Annotated in this window: 25 protein-coding genes and 1 pseudogene; 19 read left to right on the plus strand and 7 right to left on the minus strand. The window is 54.9% G+C overall.

From position 1 onward, the window contains the following. The first annotated feature begins 150 nt into the window (after nt 1-150). Nucleotides 151-576, plus strand: coding sequence for an RNA polymerase-binding protein DksA (dksA, locus tag ACSJLU_RS09590; RefSeq protein ID WP_049203468.1), 426 nt, complete (start codon nt 151-153; stop codon nt 574-576). 4 nt (nt 577-580) lie between these two features. Here the strand turns inward: dksA and ACSJLU_RS09595 are convergent, their stop codons facing one another. Then, a complete protein-coding gene (locus tag ACSJLU_RS09595) occupies nt 581-1477 on the minus strand; it encodes a LysR family transcriptional regulator (protein WP_060432881.1) in 897 nt (298 codons plus the stop codon). A 148-nt stretch (nt 1478-1625) separates the two neighbouring features. Here ACSJLU_RS09595 and ACSJLU_RS09600 point away from each other — a divergent pair, with 148 nt between their 5' ends. Both ACSJLU_RS09600 and pip read left to right on the plus strand, forming a co-directional pair. Beyond that, on the plus strand, nt 1626-2021 hold the full coding sequence (locus tag ACSJLU_RS09600; RefSeq protein ID WP_049203470.1) for a RidA family protein: 396 nt from the start codon (nt 1626-1628) through the stop codon (nt 2019-2021). Nucleotides 2022-2177: 156 nt separating this feature from the next. Further along, nucleotides 2178-3131, plus strand: a complete 954-nt coding sequence (gene pip / locus ACSJLU_RS09605; RefSeq protein WP_049209433.1) for a prolyl aminopeptidase — start codon at nt 2178-2180, stop codon at nt 3129-3131. Nucleotides 3132-3161: 30 nt separating this feature from the next. Here pip and ACSJLU_RS09610 read toward each other — a convergent pair whose 3' ends face one another. After that, entirely contained in the window at nt 3162-3392 is a 231-nt protein-coding gene (locus ACSJLU_RS09610; RefSeq protein ID WP_043141621.1) for a DNA polymerase III subunit theta, read from the minus strand. A gap of 344 nt (nt 3393-3736) precedes the next feature. Here ACSJLU_RS09610 and ftnA point away from each other — a divergent pair, with 344 nt between their 5' ends. The 4 genes from ftnA (at nt 3737) to ACSJLU_RS09630 (ending at nt 6258) form a co-directional block, all read left to right on the plus strand. After that, entirely contained in the window at nt 3737-4255 is a 519-nt protein-coding gene (gene ftnA / locus ACSJLU_RS09615; protein ID WP_025302449.1) for a non-heme ferritin, read from the plus strand. Nucleotides 4256-4579: 324 nt separating this feature from the next. After that, nucleotides 4580-4963, plus strand: a complete 384-nt coding sequence (yobA, locus tag ACSJLU_RS09620; RefSeq protein ID WP_025302450.1) for a CopC domain-containing protein YobA — start codon at nt 4580-4582, stop codon at nt 4961-4963. A gap of 2 nt (nt 4964-4965) precedes the next feature. Further along, nucleotides 4966-5847 (plus strand): copper homeostasis membrane protein CopD, encoded by an 882-nt coding sequence (gene copD, locus ACSJLU_RS09625; RefSeq protein ID WP_342096584.1) that lies wholly within the window; start codon nt 4966-4968, stop codon nt 5845-5847. A gap of 69 nt (nt 5848-5916) precedes the next feature. Further along, a complete protein-coding gene (locus tag ACSJLU_RS09630) occupies nt 5917-6258 on the plus strand; it encodes a YebY family protein (RefSeq protein ID WP_025302452.1) in 342 nt (113 codons plus the stop codon). 351 nt (nt 6259-6609) lie between these two features. On the opposite strand, the pseudogene ACSJLU_RS09635 reads toward ACSJLU_RS09630, so the two are convergent. Next, nucleotides 6610-6801: pseudogene (locus ACSJLU_RS09635) on the minus strand (tyrosine-type recombinase/integrase); the annotation flags it as partial. Nucleotides 6802-6878: 77 nt separating this feature from the next. On the opposite strand from ACSJLU_RS09635, the gene ACSJLU_RS09640 reads away from it, so the two are divergent. The 4 genes from ACSJLU_RS09640 (at nt 6879) to ACSJLU_RS09655 (ending at nt 11106) form a co-directional block, all read left to right on the plus strand. After that, nucleotides 6879-7937, plus strand: a complete 1059-nt coding sequence (locus tag ACSJLU_RS09640) for an acyltransferase family protein (protein WP_342096583.1) — start codon at nt 6879-6881, stop codon at nt 7935-7937. Nucleotides 7938-8613: 676 nt separating this feature from the next. Further along, nucleotides 8614-9846 (plus strand): hypothetical protein, encoded by a 1233-nt coding sequence (locus tag ACSJLU_RS09645; protein ID WP_342096582.1) that lies wholly within the window; start codon nt 8614-8616, stop codon nt 9844-9846. 354 nt (nt 9847-10200) lie between these two features. After that, nucleotides 10201-10620 carry a hypothetical protein gene (locus tag ACSJLU_RS09650; protein WP_230201378.1) on the plus strand — a complete coding sequence of 140 codons (420 nt, stop codon included), beginning with the start codon at nt 10201-10203 and terminating at the stop codon, nt 10618-10620. Between the two features lie 135 nt (nt 10621-10755). Beyond that, nucleotides 10756-11106 (plus strand): DUF4377 domain-containing protein, encoded by a 351-nt coding sequence (locus ACSJLU_RS09655; protein ID WP_380825367.1) that lies wholly within the window; start codon nt 10756-10758, stop codon nt 11104-11106. Nucleotides 11107-11144: 38 nt separating this feature from the next. Here ACSJLU_RS09655 and ACSJLU_RS09660 read toward each other — a convergent pair whose 3' ends face one another. Continuing rightward, entirely contained in the window at nt 11145-11981 is an 837-nt protein-coding gene (locus tag ACSJLU_RS09660) for an aminoglycoside phosphotransferase family protein (RefSeq protein ID WP_127146190.1), read from the minus strand. Between the two features lie 200 nt (nt 11982-12181). Between ACSJLU_RS09660 and fabV the strand changes: the two genes are divergently transcribed. The 7 genes from fabV (at nt 12182) to ACSJLU_RS09695 (ending at nt 16118) form a co-directional block, all read left to right on the plus strand. Further along, on the plus strand, nt 12182-13381 hold the full coding sequence (fabV, locus tag ACSJLU_RS09665) for an enoyl-ACP reductase FabV (RefSeq protein ID WP_025302456.1): 1200 nt from the start codon (nt 12182-12184) through the stop codon (nt 13379-13381). 157 nt (nt 13382-13538) lie between these two features. Beyond that, a complete protein-coding gene (locus ACSJLU_RS09670) occupies nt 13539-14102 on the plus strand; it encodes a DUF2975 domain-containing protein (RefSeq protein WP_025302458.1) in 564 nt (187 codons plus the stop codon). Between the two features lie 7 nt (nt 14103-14109). Then, complete coding sequence (locus ACSJLU_RS09675) at nt 14110-14325, plus strand: helix-turn-helix domain-containing protein (protein WP_025302459.1); 216 nt, start codon at nt 14110-14112, stop codon at nt 14323-14325. A 227-nt stretch (nt 14326-14552) separates the two neighbouring features. Next, nucleotides 14553-14792: a hypothetical protein gene (locus ACSJLU_RS09680; RefSeq protein ID WP_071826112.1), complete on the plus strand. Its 240-nt coding sequence runs from the start codon at nt 14553-14555 to the stop codon at nt 14790-14792. Between the two features lie 170 nt (nt 14793-14962). Continuing rightward, a complete protein-coding gene (locus tag ACSJLU_RS09685; protein ID WP_025302460.1) occupies nt 14963-15262 on the plus strand; it encodes a hypothetical protein in 300 nt (99 codons plus the stop codon). Nucleotides 15263-15323: 61 nt separating this feature from the next. After that, nucleotides 15324-15749: a hypothetical protein gene (locus tag ACSJLU_RS09690; RefSeq protein ID WP_025302461.1), complete on the plus strand. Its 426-nt coding sequence runs from the start codon at nt 15324-15326 to the stop codon at nt 15747-15749. Nucleotides 15750-15782: 33 nt separating this feature from the next. Next, complete coding sequence (locus ACSJLU_RS09695; protein WP_025302462.1) at nt 15783-16118, plus strand: hypothetical protein; 336 nt, start codon at nt 15783-15785, stop codon at nt 16116-16118. 37 nt (nt 16119-16155) lie between these two features. On the opposite strand, the gene dcuR is transcribed toward ACSJLU_RS09695, so the two are convergent. The 3 genes from dcuR to ACSJLU_RS09710 all read right to left on the minus strand — a co-directional run bounded on the left by dcuR (nt 16156) and on the right by ACSJLU_RS09710 (nt 19449). Continuing rightward, nucleotides 16156-16875 (minus strand): two-component system response regulator DcuR, encoded by a 720-nt coding sequence (gene dcuR, locus ACSJLU_RS09700; protein ID WP_004940959.1) that lies wholly within the window; start codon nt 16873-16875, stop codon nt 16156-16158. Beyond that, complete coding sequence (locus ACSJLU_RS09705) at nt 16868-18481, minus strand: sensor histidine kinase (RefSeq protein ID WP_115115904.1); 1614 nt, start codon at nt 18479-18481, stop codon at nt 16868-16870. Before ACSJLU_RS09705 ends, dcuR begins: the two co-directional genes overlap by 8 nt. Before the next feature lie 125 nt (nt 18482-18606). Continuing rightward, nucleotides 18607-19449 (minus strand): class I fructose-bisphosphate aldolase, encoded by an 843-nt coding sequence (locus tag ACSJLU_RS09710; protein ID WP_049209431.1) that lies wholly within the window; start codon nt 19447-19449, stop codon nt 18607-18609. Nucleotides 19450-19933: 484 nt separating this feature from the next. Here ACSJLU_RS09710 and ACSJLU_RS09715 point away from each other — a divergent pair, with 484 nt between their 5' ends. Next, a complete protein-coding gene (locus ACSJLU_RS09715) occupies nt 19934-20863 on the plus strand; it encodes a sugar ABC transporter substrate-binding protein (RefSeq protein WP_025302465.1) in 930 nt (309 codons plus the stop codon). The last annotated feature ends 44 nt before the right edge of the window (nt 20864-20907 follow it).

Raw genomic sequence — 20907 nt, forward strand, 5'->3', positions numbered from 1 at the left:
ATTAACCGCCTAAAGCCGACAGGATGCAAGCGACAAAGTGCCAGTAGTGTGTAACTGGCTGTTTGCACGTGAAATTTTGTTTTTGGATGACCGGGTGCTTAAAATAATTATTATGTTATAATATTACACTTTTAGGGTTCGGAGAACGCAATGACAGTGATGACATTACCGGATGCGCAGCAACTGCTGGCCATGCCGGATTCTGATTACATGAACTCGGTTCAACGGGCTTTTTTCCGCCAGCTGCTGCAGGATGAGCGGCAAAAACTGCTGCTGCACATCGATGAGCTGAAGAAGGCGATCGACAGCGGCGAAGCGACGGGCGATGAAGCCGACAAGGCGGCGCGCGAAGAAGAGCTGCGCCTGTTGTTCCGCCAGTTGGATCGCGAAAGCCGCCTGCTGCCGAAAATCGATGCGGCGCTGGCGCGGTTGCAGAACGGCGAGTACGGCTACTGCCGGGAAACCGGCGAACCTATCGGCTTGGCACGCCTGATGTTGCGCCCGACGGCGGAACTGAGCATCGAGGCGAAAACCGCACAGGAGATGCGCGAGCCGCATATGCGCAAAGGCGGGTAAGGTTTCAGCCGCCGAGCGTATCCACCAAGAGATCGAGAAAGCGCCTGACGCGGGGTTCCAGCAGGCGCTTATTCGGATAGAGCGCCACAATCCTGACTTCTTCACCCTCCACGGCGCGCAGCACCTGCTGCAGACGACCGGCGGCCAAATCCTCCGCAATCATAAAGTCCGGCAGATACGCGATGCCCAACCCGGCCAAGGCCGCATCGTGCAGCGCTTCTCCGCTGTCCAGCCGCAGGCGGCCGCGAACTGGGGCCTTGACCCATTCGCCGCGCTCGTCACGCAGCCGCCAGGGCTGTTTTTGGTTGCGGCTGCTGAACAGCAGAGCCTCGTGCCCGGCGAGCGACTCGACGGTATGCGGTTCGCCACGGGCGGCGAGGTAGGCGGGGGAGGCGCACAGCAGGGCGCGATACCTGGCGAGGGTTCTGGACACCAGCCGGGTATCCGGCGCCGTGACGCCGATCCGTACTGCCAAATCAAATCCTTCTTCCACGACATCCGCCAGGCGATCGGAAAAACTGATCTCCACCTGCACCTCAGGCCAGGCGACGAGAAATTTCGGCACCAGCGGCAACAGGATCCGTCTGCCGAAGGCGGAAGGGGCGGTCAACCGCAGCACTCCGCGTGCGGTGCCCTTGTCGCCGGCCACGCTGGCCTCGGCATCGTCGACCGAAGCGAGGATCTGCAGGCCACGTCGATAAAACTCTCGTCCCTCGTCGGTCAGGCCAAGCGAACGCGTGGTGCGATGCAACAGCCGCACGCTCAGCCGCTGCTCCAGACGCGCGATGGCCTTGCCCGCCGCCGAACGCGATAGCCCCATCGTCTGTCCGCCGGCGACAAAACTGCCGGCGTCGACGACGGCCATGAAAACCTGAATGTCATTGAGATTCGCCCGTAGCATGCTGCCCTCTGAGAACCGGTGAAAAGACAATAAATTCAATATATTCAATATATTAAATGCGTCGTCAACGTCGTTTCAGTGACGACATCCATTCGCCAATCAAACGATTATAGTCGTCATGGAAACGATAAACGGTTGGAGAAACAGCATGAAAAATGGCATCACGCACTACCACCACGGGGTCATTTGGGAAGAGGAGAATGGCGTGTCCCAAGGCTATCGCGTCAAGGATACCCTCTACATCTCTGGGCAGTTTTCCCATGATATGCAGGGGGAGTTTGTCGGCGCGGGCGATATCGAACGGCAAACCCAACAGACGTTGGACAATCTGGATCGGGTATTGGCGGGATTCGGTGCCGAACGTTCGAACCTGGCGTATGTGGAGATCTACCTGACCGATGTACTGGCGCACTTTGAACCGTGCGTTGCGTTGTTCAAGCGCTATGTCGGCGATCACCGGCCCGCCGGTTCGCTGATCGGGGTCACCGGGTTGGCTTCGCCCGAGCAATTGGTGGAGATCAGTGCGATCGCGCACCTTAACTGATCGGGCCTGTGGGCGTTTTGCAGGCAGGTCGATGTGATTTTGAGCAAACGCGCGCCGAGTTCTCGGCGCGCGTTCGAGTTTTCGGGTTTTACCGTTGACCTGCCGGGCGGCTTCCGCTTTGATGAAAGCATGACTCACAGAGAGACGGAAAGCGCCATGGAACAATTACGAGGTTTGTACCCGCCGTTAGCGGCATACGACAGCGGTTGGCTGGACACTGGGGATGGCCACCGGATCTACTGGGAGCTGAGCGGTAACCCGAACGGTAAACCGGCGGTCTTCATTCACGGTGGACCGGGTGGCGGTATCTCCCCGCATCATCGTCAACTGTTCGATCCCGAACGCTACAAGGTGCTGCTGTTCGATCAGCGCGGTTGCGGCCGTTCCCGCCCGCACGCCAGCCTGGACAACAATACTACCTGGCACTTGGTGGCCGATATCGAGCGGTTGCGCGAAATGGCCGGCGTCGAGCAGTGGCTGGTGTTCGGCGGCTCCTGGGGGTCTACGCTGGCGCTCGCCTATGCGCAAACCCACCCGGAGCACGTCAGTGAAATGGTGCTGCGCGGCATCTTCACCCTGCGCAAGCAGGAGCTGCATTGGTATTACCAGGACGGCGCTTCGCGCTTCTTCCCGGACAAATGGGAGCGCGTGCTGTCCATTCTGTCAGATGAAGAACGTCAAGACGTGATCGCCGCCTACCGGCAGCGGCTGACCTCGGCCGATCCGCAGGTGCAGCTTGAAGCGGCCAAGCTGTGGAGCGTGTGGGAAGGGGAGACGGTCACGCTGTTGCCGAGCCGTGAATCTGCTTCGTTTGGCGAGGATGATTTCGCGCTGGCGTTCGCCCGTATTGAAAACCACTACTTCACGCATCTGGGCTTCCTGGAGAGCGATGACCAGCTGCTGCGTAACGTGCCGCTGATCCGCCATATTCCGGCGGTGATTGTCCACGGCCGCTATGACATGGCCTGCCAGGTGCAGAACGCCTGGGATCTGGCCAAGGCCTGGCCGGAGGCGGAGCTGCATATCGTGGAAGGGGCGGGGCATTCGTATGATGAGCCGGGTATTTTGCACCAGCTGATGATCGCCACCGACCGGTTCGCCGGCAAGTGACGCAAAAACCCGCCGTAATGGCGGGTTTTGTTATTTGACCTTCGGCTCGTACGGCAGGCGCGAAAATCGGTGGGATTCCGCGCGGTAGTGCGCCACGCGCTCGCGAAAATAGTCGCGCAGCGGCTCCGGCTGCTCGCGCTCTACCACTTCCGGGATCACCGGCATGTTGTAGCGCTCTTTGTACGCCACGCCTGAGGCGGCGAGATCCACGTTCACCCTGTCCATCTCTTCTTTGGACAACTCGGCCAGATTGTAACCCACGCTATGCTCCTTACTTACTTTGCCGCATTGAATCTGCGCAGAAGGTAATCCACCCGGCGGCGCTTGGCAAGCCCGTTGCGCCGCCGTCGCGGGCGATATTTATCCAGCAGTAATGCAATCTATTTATTCTTTTAAATAAGAATGATTCGCTTTATGATTAAAATAAAAGATGAAAATAATTATCATGTTAATTCTCAATATATTGGTGATATTTTAATTTATTGATATTTATGGTTTTTATAATTAATGTGATTTGAGTGTAAATAAGGTGTTTTTATTTTTACGGCAGCAGGGCATAATGCGCGGAAATTAAATTCATGACCTGCAAAATAAAAGGAATCATTATGCTGACGCAAGAAATGACTCAAAAGCTGAATGAGCAACTGAATCTGGAGTTCTACTCCGCCAACCTGTACCTGCAGATGAGCGCATGGTGCAGCGATAAAGGCTTTGAAGGCGCCGCCGCATTTCTTAAAGAGCACTCTCAGGAAGAGATGCAGCATATGCAACGCCTGTTCGACTACCTGAGCGACACCGGTTCTCTACCGCTGCTGGGCAGCATCGCCGCGCCGCCGGTGGCGTTCGAATCGCTGGCGGACGTGTTCCAGCAGACCTACGAACACGAACAGCTGATCACCCGTCAGATCAACGAACTGGCGCACGCCGCCATGACCGCGCACGATTACTCCACCTTCAACTTCCTGCAGTGGTACGTGGCGGAGCAGCATGAAGAAGAGAAACTGTTCAAATCCGTGCTGGATAAGCTGGCGCTGGTGGGCACCAGCGGCAAAGGCTTGTTCTTCATCGACAAAGATCTGAAGAAAATGGGCGCGATGGGCCAGGGCGGCAACGGCCAGGCTTAATCTGCACCAGAACATCGAAAAACCGCGCGCAGGTGAGCCTGACGCGCGGTTTTTTTTACCCTGCGTTTATCGCGGTTATGCGGCGATACGTGCTGCCGGATCGCAAAATGCCAGTGATGCGCTCGACTTGCCGCAGCGTGGTCGTTATGATTTACCGCGATACGCTACAGGGATGGTAGAGTCAAAACAGCGGGTTAGCCGATATAACCCGTTTTTCTGTTTACCCGTGGCGCAATCACTTGCGGTGGGTTGGGGCCGCTGATACATCGCCTTGGCTGTGGCCTTAACCCTTATGACCCTCTTTTACTGTTAAGGGATACCACTGTGATCGGTAAAATTCGTTCCTCCTGTCGCCTGCTTTCCACCGTTTTCGTCCTGTTCGTTGGCCTATCTTCACAGCAAGCGCTGGCGCACGCCCACTTGAAAGTGGAAACGCCGAAGGCCGACGCCAGCGTCAGCCCGGCGCCGAAGGCGCTGACCCTCAGCTTCTCCGAAGGCATCGAGCCGAACTTCAGCGGCGTGAAAATCACCGGCCCGGATAACGCCGTGGTGAAAACCGGCAAGCTGCAGCTCGATCCGAACAATAACACCCAGGTCAACGTGCCGATCGACGGCGAACTGAGCGCGGGCAAATACAACGTCAGCTGGCATGTGGTGTCGGTCGACGGGCATAAAACCAAAGGCCAGTACAGCTTCACCGTAAACTGATCGTGAGTCTGGCGACCCTGTTCGTTCTGTGTCGCTTGGTGCACTTTGCGGCGGTGATGCTGATGTTCGGCATCAGTCTGTTCACCGCCTTATTGTCACCGCAGCGCCTCTCCCCGATCCTCTCCCGCGATGTGCGCCCGCTGCTGCTTGCCGGCACCTGGACTGCTGGGCTTTCCGCCGTGGCGCTGCTGGCTATTCAGGCCGGGCAGATGGGCGACGGTTGGCAAGACGCCTGGCGGCTGGAGGTTTGGTGGGCGGTGCTCGGCACCACCTTCGGCGAAGTGTGGCGCTGGCATCTGGGCCTGTCGCTGCTGGCGATCCTGAGCCTGCTGCTGCCGGAGCGGCCGCGCGCGCAGGCGTTGGCGCTGTGTTCGGCGCTGCTGCTGGTGAGCCTGGCGTTTATCGGCCACGCGGCGATGCACGAAGGCACGTTGGGCGCGCTGCACCGCGCCAACCATGCGATACACCTGCTGGCCGCCGGTTACTGGTTCGGCAGCCTGGCGCCGCTGCTGGTTTGCCTGCGTTACCTGCAGCCGCCGCAGTGGCGCAGCGACGCCATCACCACGCTGATCCGTTTCTCGCGCTGGGGGCACCTGGCGGTGGCGGCGGTGATCGTCACCGGCATCGTCAACAGCCTGATCATTCTCGGTGGTTGGCCGCTTAACCTCAGCTCGCCTTATCAGCGCCTGCTGCTGATTAAAACCGCGCTGGTGGCGCTGATGGTGATGGTGGCGCTGGCCAATCGCTACGCTATCGTGCCGGCAATGAGCCGCGTGCCGGCGCTGGCGCAGCGCGGCGTGGTGCTGGCCTGCTGGCTCGAAGTCGGGCTGGGGATGGCGGTGCTGCTGCTGGTCAGTTTATTTGCAACCTATGCGCCGGTATGACATTTCAGCTTGCCGCAGGCCGGCAAGCTGCGGGAAAATCGACGCGAATAGCAACCTTAAGGCCAACACATGAAATCGGTATTACTCGGCATTACGCTGCTGGCAACCGCGACCGGCGCGCTGGCGGCAGACAAACTGGTGAACATCACTAAACTGGAGTACGGCAAACAGTGGGCGTTCACCAAGGAAGAAGTGACGCTGCAATGCCGCAGCGGCGGCGCGCTGTTCGTGCTCAACAACAGCACCTTGATGCAATACCCGCTCAACGATGCAGCGGAGCAGCAGGTGAAGAAGGGCCATCAGCGTGCGCAGCCGCTGGAGGTGCTCCTGCTGGACGACCCTGCCGAACCAGGGAAAAAAATGAGTCTGGCGCCGTTCATTGAACGCGCCGAGAAGCTGTGCGCTGACTAACCGCTTGTTTGCCAACGCCTTGCCCAACGTGCGCGGATTGATGCGCATTTGCCGCATAGTTATTTCGTCACGAAACTATCACGCGGCCGCCGGGCGGCTGGCAAAACTGGCGCGGTAGGCTACTCTTAAAGTGCACGGCTGAACAAGCCCTGCATTAAATGCCAACTTTTAGCGCACGGCTCTCTCCCAAGAGCCATTTCCCTAGACCGAATATAGGAATCGTATTCGGTCTTTTTTTGTGTGATTGATTTATAAGTCTTTTTTTGAAAAAATCGGAATTAGTCGAAATTTACTCGAATTTTGATATTCGGTTTTTTACAGCATCACGTACTCCTTCCCCCTCGTTTTAAGCTATTTCAGCGTCTTCATTTCCGTTGTATGCCCCAGCAGCTTTTGGGCAAATGCCTTGTCGTTCTGCTTTTCGTACAGGCGGCCGGACAGGTTTCGGATCTCGTGGAACGTCGGCGGGCTTGCCTGAAATTCCAAACCTGATGCTTTCCGCGCGGCGATAAACTTTTTCGTTAGCCCGTTGGGATGGATTGAGTTACTCCTATGTTCCGATAGGTTGGTAATCTGCTGGTAGGTGGCTTATCATTGCGTCAATAACTAAAGGAAATGACATGTCTCAGCGCAATGATATTATTGACTTTTTTAGAGGTGTAGCGGTTATGCTCGTTACCGCCTTTCACCTTTTCCTATGGTCCGGTTCTTTAGGCCGACCGCTACCATTCGGCTTCGATGTGATGGGGCTTTTTGGTAACGGGTGGATCGGCGTTGGAATGTTTTTTGTAATTTCAGGCTATTGTATGGCTGGGTCAAGTGGAAAAGCATTTTCAAGTGGCTTTTCAGCAAAGAAGTATGGCATCTATTTTTTAAAAAGATACTTGCGGATAGCTATTCCATTTTACATATCAATCGCGGTTTGGTTTGTTCTAATTCGAGGTTTTGGCATTGCAACAAAACCTACAGGGGTCTTTGATGTAATATCCCATGCTTTATTTATTCACAATTTTTCAGAAAAGACATTTTTCTCAATTAGTGGGGTTTATTGGTCGCTCGCTGTTGAGATGCAGTTTTATTTAATTCTCCCTGCTCTGGTTGTTTTATTTACCACTGTTTTGGGAAGAGTTGTTTTGTTGGTCAGTGTGTTTGCTGTTAGTATTTTGATTAATGTTTACAGTGAGAATCAATTGTTAACATGGGGCATTCCATCTTACCTTTCACTTTTCGTTTTGGGGTGGCTTTGCGCCATATATCAAAACAGAATAGGTTCATTTATAAGAAAATTGAAAGCTCAATGGATATTGATCGCGTTATTTGTATTGCTTCTTTTCTACAAAGGGCATGGCTTTAATAACAAGATTAAACTATATGAAGTGTTGATTTCATCGGTTTTTGCATTGTTAATGGTATCACTTATTAATCGGTTCTCAGGAAAGCGTGTGCCGCACGTTGTGCGCAGTGTAGCATTTGTAGGGAAGTGCTCGTTTTCTATTTATTTGTATAACTATATTTTCTGGGCGCTAGACAGAACTGACTTAACCCCGGTTAAGTTATTTATGGCTTTTGCTTTCGTGATAGGGTTTGGCATTTTAATGTATCTAGCCGTTGAAAGGCAATCAGAGAAATTAAGGAAAAAAGCCATAAGAAAAGCAGAGGTTAAACTTGCAGTGCAATAAATAAAAAAATCAATGTAAGCCCTGGGTAATTCGGGGCTTTTTTATCCGCGTCCCAATTAAAACAACCATTTCATAATCTGAATTATCTCGGGGAATCATCTATGTCATCTGAAGGATTGCCCGTTGATGGCGTCGTTGGCAAAAAAATTATGCTGGGAGCCTGCAGTACGCAACAAGCAACAGACGAAGCAAAGAGTAGCTAGTCTGCAGATAGCGCAGCTCAGTCGACTGATGCCGCGTTTAAGTTTAGTCGTGAGGCGAAAGTAGCAGCAGTGGAGTATCTGACGATGCAGATCGTGCTGAGGGGGCCGCAGAAATGCTAAGAACATCGCGGACGCCAATACCTACTTTTGAGCTCCTCTCTGATTTAGCACTGCACTGATTTTGGGATAGGGTCAATGGTTATCAGGAACCCGCATTAGAACTAGTACAGCAATGGGGACGGTCAACTGTAACCACGGATGCACAGGAACCTTAGCATCACATCACCAGGAAATAATTCTCGTAATGGTGTATTTGGGGACGAGCGAACTTCGGATAGACAGGCCATGCTAGTAATGGTGATGTGTTGCTAACACCTCGATAAATGTGACGCTTGAAGTATTTTGAAGTTGACATTTTGTTATCTATCATTAAATTATTGGCTCTCAAATTTAAGTTAAAAGGATGTCTAACAATGACAAAGGGGTATGTGTCTTTTTTATCAATTATTCCGTTTATGGTGGCTAATTATGCATATGCATTTTCTACGGCAGATGTTGGCGACATTATTAATAAAGAGATAATTGCCGCCAATGGCAAGCAAATTACTATCAAAGCCAATGAACCGGGTGAGATTAAATCTACAATAAAGCTTGGTGTTGGGCAAGTAATTGAGTTTTCGCCAGGCGTGTGGACTTGCAGTGCGTCACCTTGCATTGTAATTGATAATGCATCCCAAGTTATCGGTTCTGGAATCTATCGCACTCAGTTGAAATTATCCTCGGCTTCTTCTGGGCCTATTATTCAAAGTGCTGACTATGAAAAACTATCAAGCCTGAGCGAAAAAAATGCATTGAAAATTGCATCGCCATTAGATGGTGATAGAAAAAGCCTCCCTGGTGTTAAATACATAAAAATAAAAGACATTACTATTGATGGTGGTGATGGAAAAAAAGCCAGCGTTAATGGTGTTGAAATATATGGTTTATGGTTCTGGCTTGAAGATGTATCAATCGAGCGGTTCTCTGGAGATGCATTAGTTACTCAATTTATTCCAAGCGGTTCTGTTCATCCAGATGAAAATGATGCAATGGAGTCTTACTTTACTCGAGTAAAATTAATTAGCAATAAAGGTAATGGATGGACGATGCGAGGACCGCATGATTCGATCGTTTCTGGGATGATTGCTGCTAACAATGGAGGGTGGGGGATTGATGTTCTGCATAAGGAGGGCTTTTATAGCGGCGGAGGTCTAATGCTTACTAATACCCATCTATATGCTAACGGTAATGGCATGAGGACTGAGTCAGGGGCAAATATTCTTGCTTATGGGATTGAAAGTGAGGCAAATAAAGGTGTAGGTTTGCTGCTGCGTTCTAATGATTCTATCGTACAAGGAACATTTTATGCCAACAGAACTTATGGTGTTCAAATAGGTGATGATGAGTCTTATTCTGGTGTTAATAACCTGAATCTTCAACTCCATAACAATAAAATAGCACAACTCAAATGGGGGAATAACGCAGGCCATAATATGATTAATGCTGTTGTATTTCCTAATGACTCTAGCCAGAGGTACTTCGAGGGGAGACCCTCAAATACTGACTATGTGGCAACGTCTGGGCCCAACGCTGTTCAGCAGTTCCCCGGTGGGATTTCGATGGATAGCGATCGGAACATGTATGGGATAAAAGAATCCATAAAATAACCTTCCCTCCTATTAATTTTCTATTGATTTAATCATTCACCCCGGAGAATCCGGGGTTTTTTGTATTTTTATAGAGATGTGTTCATTCTTTTGTACATATAGGTATCGTATTCAGTTTTTGTTTGTGATTGATTTATAAGTAAATTCCTCTTAATCCGCCAGCAACAATCCCCGCTCCTCTTTCGAATCACAGCCACCAACCCGATCTCCATCCCCACCCGCACATATCGCTAATTTAGCCGCACTAAAAGTCATTATGTCATCTATGGCGCTGATAAGCTCCGGTCATTGCTCCCATCACCGGTTAAGCGAGAGTGACATTATGGGGAATATCAAGACATTAGGCGTTGTAAAATGAAACCTGCGTTGAACGATCGGCTGAGTCGGTTGAAGAGGGCGTTGCCCGGCTACCTTGAGGCGTGGCGTGAGGGGATTTTACCCTCTGACTGGGGGCAGGTGGCTAATCCTGAAGTGGTTGCCGCCCTGTTGGCGGAGTGGGAGGCGCTAAGCGAATTGGCGTCTCGGTTCGAAACCGCCACTGAAACTCCCTCCGAACCGGCTGCATTTTGGCAGGCGCGTGCCGAGCAGATGGCGCAGCGCAATCGCGAACTCAGTGCCCAACTGGCGACGCCAGTCCGTTTGCCCGGCGCGCGGGTGGCATTCTTTGGCTATGTGAAAACGGCGGTGATGGACGCCAGGCAGGTGAGGGCGGCGATTCGTGATGCCGGTTTTCTCATTGATACCGATGATAAAAACGACAGCGTACCGTCATGACCTCTGTCCTGTAACGCATGAGTTTGGAGAATAAGCGCGAGCGAATAATGTCGCCTCTGTGATACGGAGCAAGGTTCAATTCATCCAGTCAATTTGTTAGGATCGTCTGACCTACATGACTATTGGTGCAGTACATTGAAAATCAAAGCGTTGTTATTTGTTGCGTTGGCCGCATTGGCCGGCTGCAGCCAGGAGGGAGCCTCGATGAATCAGCCCGCAAATGAGAAAGGCGGCCAAACGGAAGTGTTGCTGGTGAACAGCGCGCTGGTGGACTGCGTGGGCGTCGGCCCGATGAAGTGCATGCAGGTGCGTCGCTCCGCGCAGCAGCCGTGGGAGTTGTTCTATACCGGCATCGAGGGTTTCACCTTCGAACCGGGTTATCAGTATCGGCTGAAAGTGCTTGTTACCCCGGTGGAGAACGTGCCGGCCGATGCCTCGTCGCTGCGTTATACGCTGATTGAGCAGTTGGAAAAGAACAAGGCGTAATGATTGCAGACCGGGCGAAGTGCGTCCGGTCTGCTGTTTTATAGCGTCAATCCCATCTCCGCCGCGACCTGCTTCAGCTGGTAGCGTGACGTGCGCGTCAGCAAAGGTTCCTTATCGACATAGTAGGCGTAAGCGATAACGCCAATCGACAGCGCCCAGGCGCGACCGCGACGCCAGGTCTCATCGTCCACCTTCACCGCTCGGCGGAAATGTTCGCGGGCTTCCGGCCCCATCAGGTTCCAGGCGACGATCAGATCGACCGCCGGATCGCCGATGGCGATGCCGCCCCAGTCGATCACCGCCGCCAGTTCACCGTTGTCGACCAGCAAATTGCCGGGTTGAATGTCCGTATGTAGCCAGCATGCGCCGGCGGTGTTTTCACGCACCTGGCTCACATTGTCCCACGTCCGCAGCAGGACGGCGGCATCGAGGTGAGGGGCGCACTGGGCGATAGACTCGCGCGTGAGGGCATCTCTGGCGCTGATCGGGCCGCCGCGATAGGCGGTGATCTCATAGTCTGCGGTCGGGATGGTATGGAGCGTGCGTACGAATTCGCCCAACTGCGTCGCCAGCGCCGGGCTGCATTCGCCGCAGGCGGGCGTGCGACCGCTGATCCAACGGCCGATGCTCCAGGCGAAAGGATAGGCGTCATCCGGCTTGCCCCGGGCTAACGGCGCTGAAATCGGTGCCGGCAGATGAGGGGCCAGCAACGCGGGGTAGCGGTTCTCGCGCGCCAGCGCTTCGGCCGCCGAGGCGGTACGCGGCAGGCGAATGAACAGCGCGTCGCCGAGCCGCAGCATCACGTTGTCGGTACCGCCGGTGGTGACGAGTTCGATGGGTAACGCCGCCCAGGCCGGGAACTGTTCGGCGAGCATAGCTCGGACATGGGGGAGAGAGATTTCGGCCTCATCGGCATGTATTTTGGGAATGGCATTCACCCGGTACGACTCCTTCACTGGCGCAGGGGGCGGCCCCGACTGGTCTGTTCACTGCGCTTGTTTTCGCACTTTCTTAAGTATATCGAGAAAATCAGGTATATTGTCCTTCGGTTTTTAGCTACCAAGAAAAAATTACTATGATTATCAAACCTAAAATTCGTGGTTTTATCTGCACCACCGCTCACCCGGCAGGCTGTGAAGCCAACGTCCGTGAGCAAATCGCCTACGTTAAGTCGCGCGGCGAACTGAAAAACGGGCCTAAAAAGGTGCTGGTCATTGGTGCATCCACCGGTTACGGTCTGGCCTCGCGCATCAATGCCGCTTTCGGCAGCGGTGCGGCCACCATCGGCGTATTTTTCGAGAAGCCTGGCAGCGAAGGCAAAACCGGTTCCGCCGGTTGGTACAACTCCGCCGGTTTCGACAAGGCAGCTAAAGAAGAAGGCCTGTACGCGAAAAGCATCAACGGCGACGCATTCTCCAACGAGTGCCGTCAGACCGTTATCGATCTGATCAAAAAAGACCTGGGTCAGGTTGACCTGGTGGTTTACTCGCTGGCTTCGCCGGTGCGTAAAATGCCGGAAACCGGCGAAGTGGTGCGTTCCGCACTGAAGCCGATCGGCGAGCCGTACAAATCCGTTGCGCTGGACACCAACAAAGACGTGCTGGTTGAAGCCGTGGTCGAGCCGGCCAACGAGCAAGAAATCGCCGACACCGTGAAGGTGATGGGCGGCCAGGACTGGCAGCTGTGGATGGACGCGCTGGACGAAGCGGGCGTGCTGGCGGATAACGCGCAGTCTGTCGCTTACTCCTACATTGGTACCGATCTGACCTGGCCAATCTACTGGCACGGTACGCTGGGCAAGGCGAAAGAAGATCTGGATCGCGCGGCGCAGGCCATCAACCAGAAGCTGCAGGCCAAAGGCGGCGCGGCTTACGTTGCGGTGCTCAAGTCGGTGGTAACTCAGGCCTCCTCCGCCATTCCGGTGATGCCGCTGTATATCTCCATCGTGTTCAAAATCATGAAGGAGCAGGGCATTCACGAAGGCTGCATCGAGCAGATCCAGCGTCTGTTCGCGACCAAGCTGTACAGCGGTGCGGCGCCGGACACCGACGAGAAACACCGTCTGCGCCTGGATGACTGGGAACTGCGCGATGCCGTGCAGGAAACCTGCCGTGAAATCTGGCAGCAGCTGAACGACAATAACATCAACGAACTGACCGATTACCAGGGCTACAAGGCGGAATTCCTGCGCCTGTTCGGCTTCGGTCTGCAGGGCGTTGATTACGATGCCGATCTGAGCGGCGAAGCCAACTTCGACGTGATCGAACTGGTCTAAGCGCGTCGAGCAGTCAAACAAGGTCGGGTTAGCCCGGCCTTTTTTATTGCCCGCGCATTGGCGCCCACCGTCTGACTCATCAGTCCACTTGATCATTGACAGCAATAAATTATCGTTTTACGATAATTTATTGCTGTTGATTAAGGGATAGAAAATTATGGGCGCTGCGCCAAGGATCCATCTGCCGCTGTACGTGCGTTGTCTGTGTTTGCTCATTATGGCGATGCTGATCGTCAGCACCGGCGTTGAGATGTTCATCATTGTGCGGGATTGGCTGCAGGGCGTAGCCTATCGCGATATCGTCGCCTCTTACCGGGAATATTACCCGGAGCTGCTTGCCTACGCGATCCCGCAGCAACGCTGGGCGCTGTTCGCCACGCTGCTTATCGACATGCTCGGTTATTTGCCCTATTACAGCGCGCTGCTGTGCGGCGCTGGGCTGTTTTATCAATTTTTCCGCGGCAACGTGTGGCATCGCAACAATATGGTGCTGTTGCAGATCATCGGCATCTTGCTGATCGTCGATGTGTTGTTCCCGTCGTTAGCTGGTCTGTTGCAGGTGATGGTATTGACCGCCGATGAAAAAATGCTGTTTATCCTTTATTATGGCGTCAATAGCGAGTCGGTGCGCTCGCTGATCGTAGGCTGCGCAATCCTGGTATTTAGCCGGGTATTTCTGGAAGCGTTGCGGCTGAATGAAGAACAGCTTTCTTTCGTGTGAGAATAGAGTGGCAATAATCGTAAGTCTTGATGTCATGTTGGCCAAAAGGAAGATGCGTTCAAAGGAGCTGGCGGAGCAGGTGGGGATCACTGAGCAAAACCTGTCTCTGTTGAAAAACGGCAAGGTCAAGGGAGTCAGGCTGGAAACGCTGGACAAGATCTGCCGCATTCTCGACTGCCAGCCTGGCGATCTGTTGGCCTGGCAGCCGGACGGCGAAGAGTAAGATCCCAGCGCACTCGGAAGTGCGCTGAACCTGCTGGCCCATTTCTGCGATTAGCGTTATCTTATTGAGCGATATTTGTTTTATTCAGGTTAATTAAAATAACGGGTGATTAACACTTGCGTATTCTTTTTGTCGCTGGCGATGGCATGCGGCGAACGTTATTAAACTAAATAAACTCATTTTTCATTTACCGTCACTACCAATGGCGTTATTTTAAGGGGAATAGTATGACATGGCGTAATTATCTTCTGGCATTGTGTCTGGTATTAAACGGATGCAGTGCCATTTACCCCACTGTTTCATCCTCATCCTCCTCCGCTCATCGGGGGAATTGGGGAGCACCGCAGCCCGCAACGCGAGAACAAAAACAGCGTATTATCGCCGGCGAATCCGCCGCTTCCGTGCTGAATGAAGGCCGGGTCGGTATCGGCGGTACGCTGGACTGGTCGAAAATAGGGGGGCGCTAATCGCCACTCTTTATTCGGCGTGGCGCCAGACGTTATCTCAGAGATATTATGGAGCGGTTTATTATTAATTCGCTACTCTGTTTTTCCGATGCGTTATTTATCTTTAAACGATGAATCTCTGCTTGTTGAATTTATATCGACATACCTAGACATCATTACAGGAGTTTTCAATGGCAAAGCGTATTGTCGCCATGTTGATAATGTCGTTGTTGAGTCTGCAAGCAAATGCGGCCCGTTACGATCGGCAATGCGAGGGAGTTTCTCCCGTGCTGTTTCAGAAGAAATTGAAAGAGCTGGCGCATGGCCTGCGACAAGAGATGGCGGTGCCGACACCACCCACGGAGAACGAGGCTGAAACCTTGGCGCGTCTGGCGGAATGCGATGCCGAAAACGCGAAAACGCCGGCGACGGGAGGGCAACATGCGCCCGATCCCGCAGAGCCTCATATGTCTTCACTCAATGGCTGTTGAACGGTTCTCTGCGTCATTTTTCGTGGCGCGCCCCAGTCGGCTTATTCATGGAGCTTGTGTATTGAAAATACCCTCGTTAATCGCTGCGGCGCTGGCGCTGCTGGCCTCATTTTGCAGTCAGGCGTTCATCGATCGCCATTCCTCGCCCGGCGCCTCGACGGAAAGTCCCTCTGCGGCGGGATGCCCGGCGCGGCTGGATGGCTTGTTGCAGCATATTTGGTTGGTTGAACAGATTCAGGCGGAGCGCATGCAGCTGGCGCGGCTGCGTGCAGAGCGGGAAGCGTTGGAAATGTGGTTGCAAACACAGAAAACGGCGAGACGTTCTGCGCAGGGGCACCAGAGCGCCCGATCGGCCTGCGAACAGGGAGCCGATATTGTTCGCTGCCTGTCGCTGCGTCTGCGCCGGACGTCCCTGATGGGGCCGCATCGGCCGTTTGTCGGCGCATATTGCCGGGCCTGGCTGAATGGTCGGCCGCTGAATTGCTAAAGATGAGAACAGGGACTTGTCAGGAGTTTATCGATGAAAATGATAGTGTTGACCGGCGTGGCCTTGTGTTGCGCCAGCTTCGCGCAGGCGCGGGTGGATCTGGAATACCATGCGGCGGCGCCGAAGGACAGTAAGATCACCGAGGAATACCAGAAAAAGCGTGATGCATTGCGTCACAAGGTGTGGAATGTCGATAACCTGACGCTGGTCAACGAGCAGGCGATTGCACGGGAACAGCAGCGCGAGGCAGCAGAGGCCGCCGAGCGGCAGCAGCGGAACCTGGAACAGCAGGAGAAAAAGCAGCGTTGCCTGCGCAGACACTCGAAAGATCCTCACCCCGAGGCGAAGTGTTACATGCACAACTTCTAGCCTTCAACGTCCGGGCGCTTGCAGCGCCCGGCGTCGTTTAGGCCGGGCGGCAATGCTCTTTCAGCATGGCGATCGCATCCGGTTTCAACTGATACAGATAGACCGGTCGGCCAGTGGCGCCGTACAGAATACGGGTGCCGAGAATACCGCTCTCCGCCAGATAGATGAGGTACTTGCGGCAGGACACCCGCGAAATGCCGATGGCGTTGGCCAGGTTGTCGGTGGAGAATTCGCTGTCGTGCTGCTGTTCGATCCACTCGCACACCGTGCTCAGGGTGATGCTGGTCAGCCCCTTCGGCAGTTTCTTGCTCTCCTGGCCGCCGGGCTGGCGGCGCAGCAGGCTGTCGACGTCGGCCTGCGAAAACTCGCGCTGCGCCAAGAGCTGCGACTGTTGCCGGTAGTGGCTCAGCGCCTCCTTGAAGCGGCTGAACTGGAACGGCTTGATCAGGTAATCCACCACGCCGTAGTGCAGCGCTTTTTGCACTGTGTTCACGTCGCTGGCGGAGGAGATGATGATCACATCGGTCTTCTCGCCGAGCTCGCGCAGGCCGGGCAGCAGATCCAGCCCGTTCTCCTGCTGCATGTAGATATCCAGCAACACCAGATCGATGCTGACGCTGGCATCGGCCAGCAGGGCGCGCGCCTGGCTCAGAGTGGCGACCGTCGCCTGGCAGTGAAAACCGCCGACCTGGCTCAGGTAGTATTTGTTTAGCTCTGCCACCATCGGGTCGTCGTCGACAATCAGTACGTTAATCATGGGCTCTGCTCTTGGCCTGATAGGGAAGGTGCACGAAAAATTGGGTCAGCTCGCCCGGTTCTGATTCGAAATCGATGCTGCCGCCCAGTTTCTCCAGATGGCTGCGGATCAGCGCCAGGCCGATGCCGCGTCCCGTTCCCTTGGTGGAAAATCCGTGTTCGAAGATGCGCGCGCCGATCGCCGGATCGATGCCGGGGCCGTCGTCGCTGACGATACAGTGTAATTGATCGTCGTGGTGATGGAAGCTCAGGCCGATCTCGTGGCCCTCAACGCCGTCGATGGCGTCGATGGCGTTTTCGATCAGATTGCCGAGCACGCTGATCAGCACATGGGTGGTCTCCGCATCGTCGGTTTCTGGCAGCAGGCTGGTTTCCTCGATGGTCAGTTCGATGCCGGCCTCATGGGCGCGGCTGATCTTGCCGATGAAGAAGCCCGCCACTTCCGGCGAATGGATCTTGCGCAGCAACGCGCCGATCTCTTCCTGGTAGTTGCTGGCGGTGTTGATGATGTAGTTTTCCAACTGCTGATAGGCCTTCATGTGCAGCATGCCGAGTATCACATGCAGCTTGTTCATAAATTCGTGCGACTGCACCCGCAGGGCGTCGGCGTAGTGTGCCATGCCGCTCAGGCGCTGCAGCAAGCGGCTGACCTCGGTTTTGTCGCGGAAGGTGGCGATGGCGCCGGTCACCTGGCCGTTGACGATCACCGGCACGGTATTGGTCAGCAGTTCGCTGCCGTTGAAGCTGATCTGCCGATCGCGCAGCGGTTCGCCGCTGGCCAGCACCTCCGCCAGATGCAGCTGCGCCGGCCAATGCTTGCTGGCGGCTTCCAGCAGCAGGTTTTCCACCGGCCCGCTCTGGCGCAGCAGGCGCTTGGCTTCGTCATTGACGATGGTGATGCGGGATTCATTATCGACCGCGATCACGCCTTCTTTAATCGACTGCAGCATGGCGTTGCGCTGTTCGAACAGGTTGGAGATTTCGTAAGGCTCAAAACCCAGCATGATGCGCTTGAGCGCAGAGACCAGGAAAAAGGTGCCCAGGCTGCCGACCAGCGCGGCGAAGGCGATGGTCCAATAGATGATCCAGCGGCTCTCCGCCACCACCCGCTGCACGGTGTCCAGCGCGATGCCGAGTGCCACTACGCCGATTTGTTTTTTCTGATCGTCATACACCGGCACGAACACCCGCAGGGCCGGAGCCAGCGTGCCGCGGTTGATGGCGCTGTTGACGTTGCCTTGCAGCGCCGGCGCCAGATCGTCGCCGATAAAATGTTTGCCGATCAGCCAGGGTTTGGGGTGCGAATAGCGGATGCCCTGCATATCCACCACCACCACGAACAGTAGCTCGTTTTGATGGCGCACCTGCTCGGCGAAGCGCTGAATGGCGCCGCTTTGATCGCGCCGCTGCAGGCCGTCGATCACGGTGTTGGAGAGCGCCAGCGTGTTGGCGACGGCGATGGCTTTTTGCTGCAGCTGATCTTGCCCCTCGCGGCTCATCTGCACGAAAAACAGCGCGAACACCACCAGCAGCACCGAAGCGATGATGGCGGACACCATCAGCGTGATGGAGGTGCTCAGCTTGAGCGGCACCCGTTGTTTTGGCATGGCGGTTCTCCGAATGGCGATATCACGGCGTATTCTAGCGAGGAATGAGGCAAGCTGCAGTTACCGGCAGCAGGTTATAGCATGCTGCCGGGGTGCGGAGGGGTTATTTTAGTTACAAAAGCGGGTCATTGCTGGTGGTAGAGCTCCAGCGCCTGTTGGCCGCTGGCACCTTGATGGATGATCGCCATCAGGGCGCGCACCACCTGCGACGGATTGCTGTGTTGGTAAACGTTGCGGCCATAGACCATGCCGGAAGCGCCCTGGGCCATCAGCGCGGCGGATTTTTCCAGCACCGGCCCCAGCTCCCCCTTGCCGCCGCCACGCACCAGCGTCGGGCAGCGCGCCGCTTCCACCACGCGGTGAAAATCCTCCACCCGATCGGTCGGATCGGCCTTGATGATGTCGGCACCCAGCTCGCGCGCCAGCCGCACCAGCGGCACGATCTTCTCCACGTCACCCAGCGATCCGTAGGCGGCGCCCTGGCCGGCTGGCGCCATTACCAGCGGTTCGATCATCAGCGGCATGGCGTAGCGATCGCAGGCGTGGCGCAGGCGGCCGATGTTCTCCACGCATTGGCGGAAAATGCCGGGTTCATCCGGGATCATATACAGATTGACCACCACCGCGGCGGCGTCCATTTGCAGCGCGGCGAGGATCGGCGCTTCTGGGTTGTGCAACACCGCCCACATCTCACGGTGGCGCGCGGCGTTATAGGCGTTGCCGACGTCGGTGCGCATCACCAGCGCCGGCTTTTCGCGCTGCGGCGCGCGCTGCAGCAGCTCCGCCTGGCCGTAGTTGACCTGAATGGCGTCGGGGCGCGCGGCGATCAGGTTGCCCATCACCCGTTCGATATCTTCCAGGCCGATTAAAAAATCCGGTTCGTTGGCGATGCCGTGATCGATCGCCACATCCAGGCACTTGCCGTTGTTGAACAGGCGGTTCATCCGCACCTTACTGCTGAGCTGCATGTCAGGTCCTCCTGAGATAGGGATATGTCCATTATTGCCGAGTAAGAATGGTCGGGAAACGCGGAAACCGCAAACTGCGTAGCCGCTCGCAGTTTTTGCCGGCGCACGAAAGGTGAACGCTCGCCGGTGGCTTTCATTTCATTTGTTAGATCCGTGTCATGTTTTTGTTAATAAGCCATTCCAAAATGCATGTTTCGCTTGTTTGGGTTAAAAAGTTTCAATAATCTAAATTATGAAATAAACATTTAAAAACGCGATAAAGACGCCGTTTGCTGTGCCAGGGGTTTATTTCAATTGATTGTTTTTAATCTGTTTTGAGATATCGATCACCATTTTTTTCACGGCCTTAATACGGCGATAACGCGGTAATTTCGCCGTATCAAAGGGATAACACCGACCGTATTGTTGTTTGAATGTAAAAAATATTTTTCATTAGCTGTCAACCAACAGACCTCTTCATTCTAACGATTAAAGGGTAACGAACATGAAGCTGAAGAAACTGATCGCCGCCTCGGTACTGATGTGTATGCTGCCGGCCAGCGTGTTGGCGAAAGACATCAAGATCGGCGTTTCCATGGCTTACTTCGATGACAACTTCCTCACCATTCTGCGCCAGTCGATGCAAAGCAAAATGAAGGCCGACGGCAACGTCAGCGGCCAGTTCGAAGACGCCAAGGGCGACATTGCGCAGCAAATTCAACAAATCGAAAACTTCGTCAGCCAGGGCGTCGACGCCATCATCCTCAACCCAGTGGATACCCAGGGCGTCAAGCCGATGATCAAGCTGGCCGAGAAGGCCAAGATCCCGCTGGTGTTCGTCAACCGCAAGCCGGAAGTGGCGCTGCCGGCCGGCATGGCCTACGTCGGCTCCGATTCCAAGCTGGCCGGCAAGCTCCAGATGGAAGAGCTGGCCAAGCTGATGAACGGCAAGGGCAACGTGATGATCCTGATGGGCGAGCTGTCGAGCGAAGCCACGCGCGACCGCACTCGCGGCGTGGAAGAGGTGGCGGCCAACTACCCCGGCATCAAAATAGTCGACAAACAAACCGCCAAGTTCTTCCGTAAAGAGGCCGTGGACGTCACCACCGACTGGATTTTGTCCGGCCAGCAGATTGACGCCATCGCCTCCAACAACGACGAAATGGCCATCGGCGCTATTTTGGCGCTGAAGCAAGCCAAGAAATCCGGCGTGTTGGTGGCCGGCGTTGACGGCACGCCGGACGCGCTGGAGTTCATCAAGAAGGGCGATCTGGCGTTGAGCGTGTTCCAGGACGCCAAAGGCCAGGGCGAGGGCGCGGTGCAAACCGCCGTTCAACTGGTGAAAGGCGAGAAAGTGGAGAGCAACGTGCTGATCCCTTACCAGCTGATCACCCAGGCCAATTACCAGCAATTCGCCGATAAAAACAAGAAATAAGCCTTGAAGCCCGCCGCGGGCGCCGGTGTGGGGCGATCGCGGCG

The organism is Serratia bockelmannii (assembly GCF_051803255.1).
In the GTDB taxonomy this organism is placed as follows: Bacteria; Pseudomonadota; Gammaproteobacteria; order Enterobacterales; family Enterobacteriaceae; genus Serratia; species Serratia bockelmannii.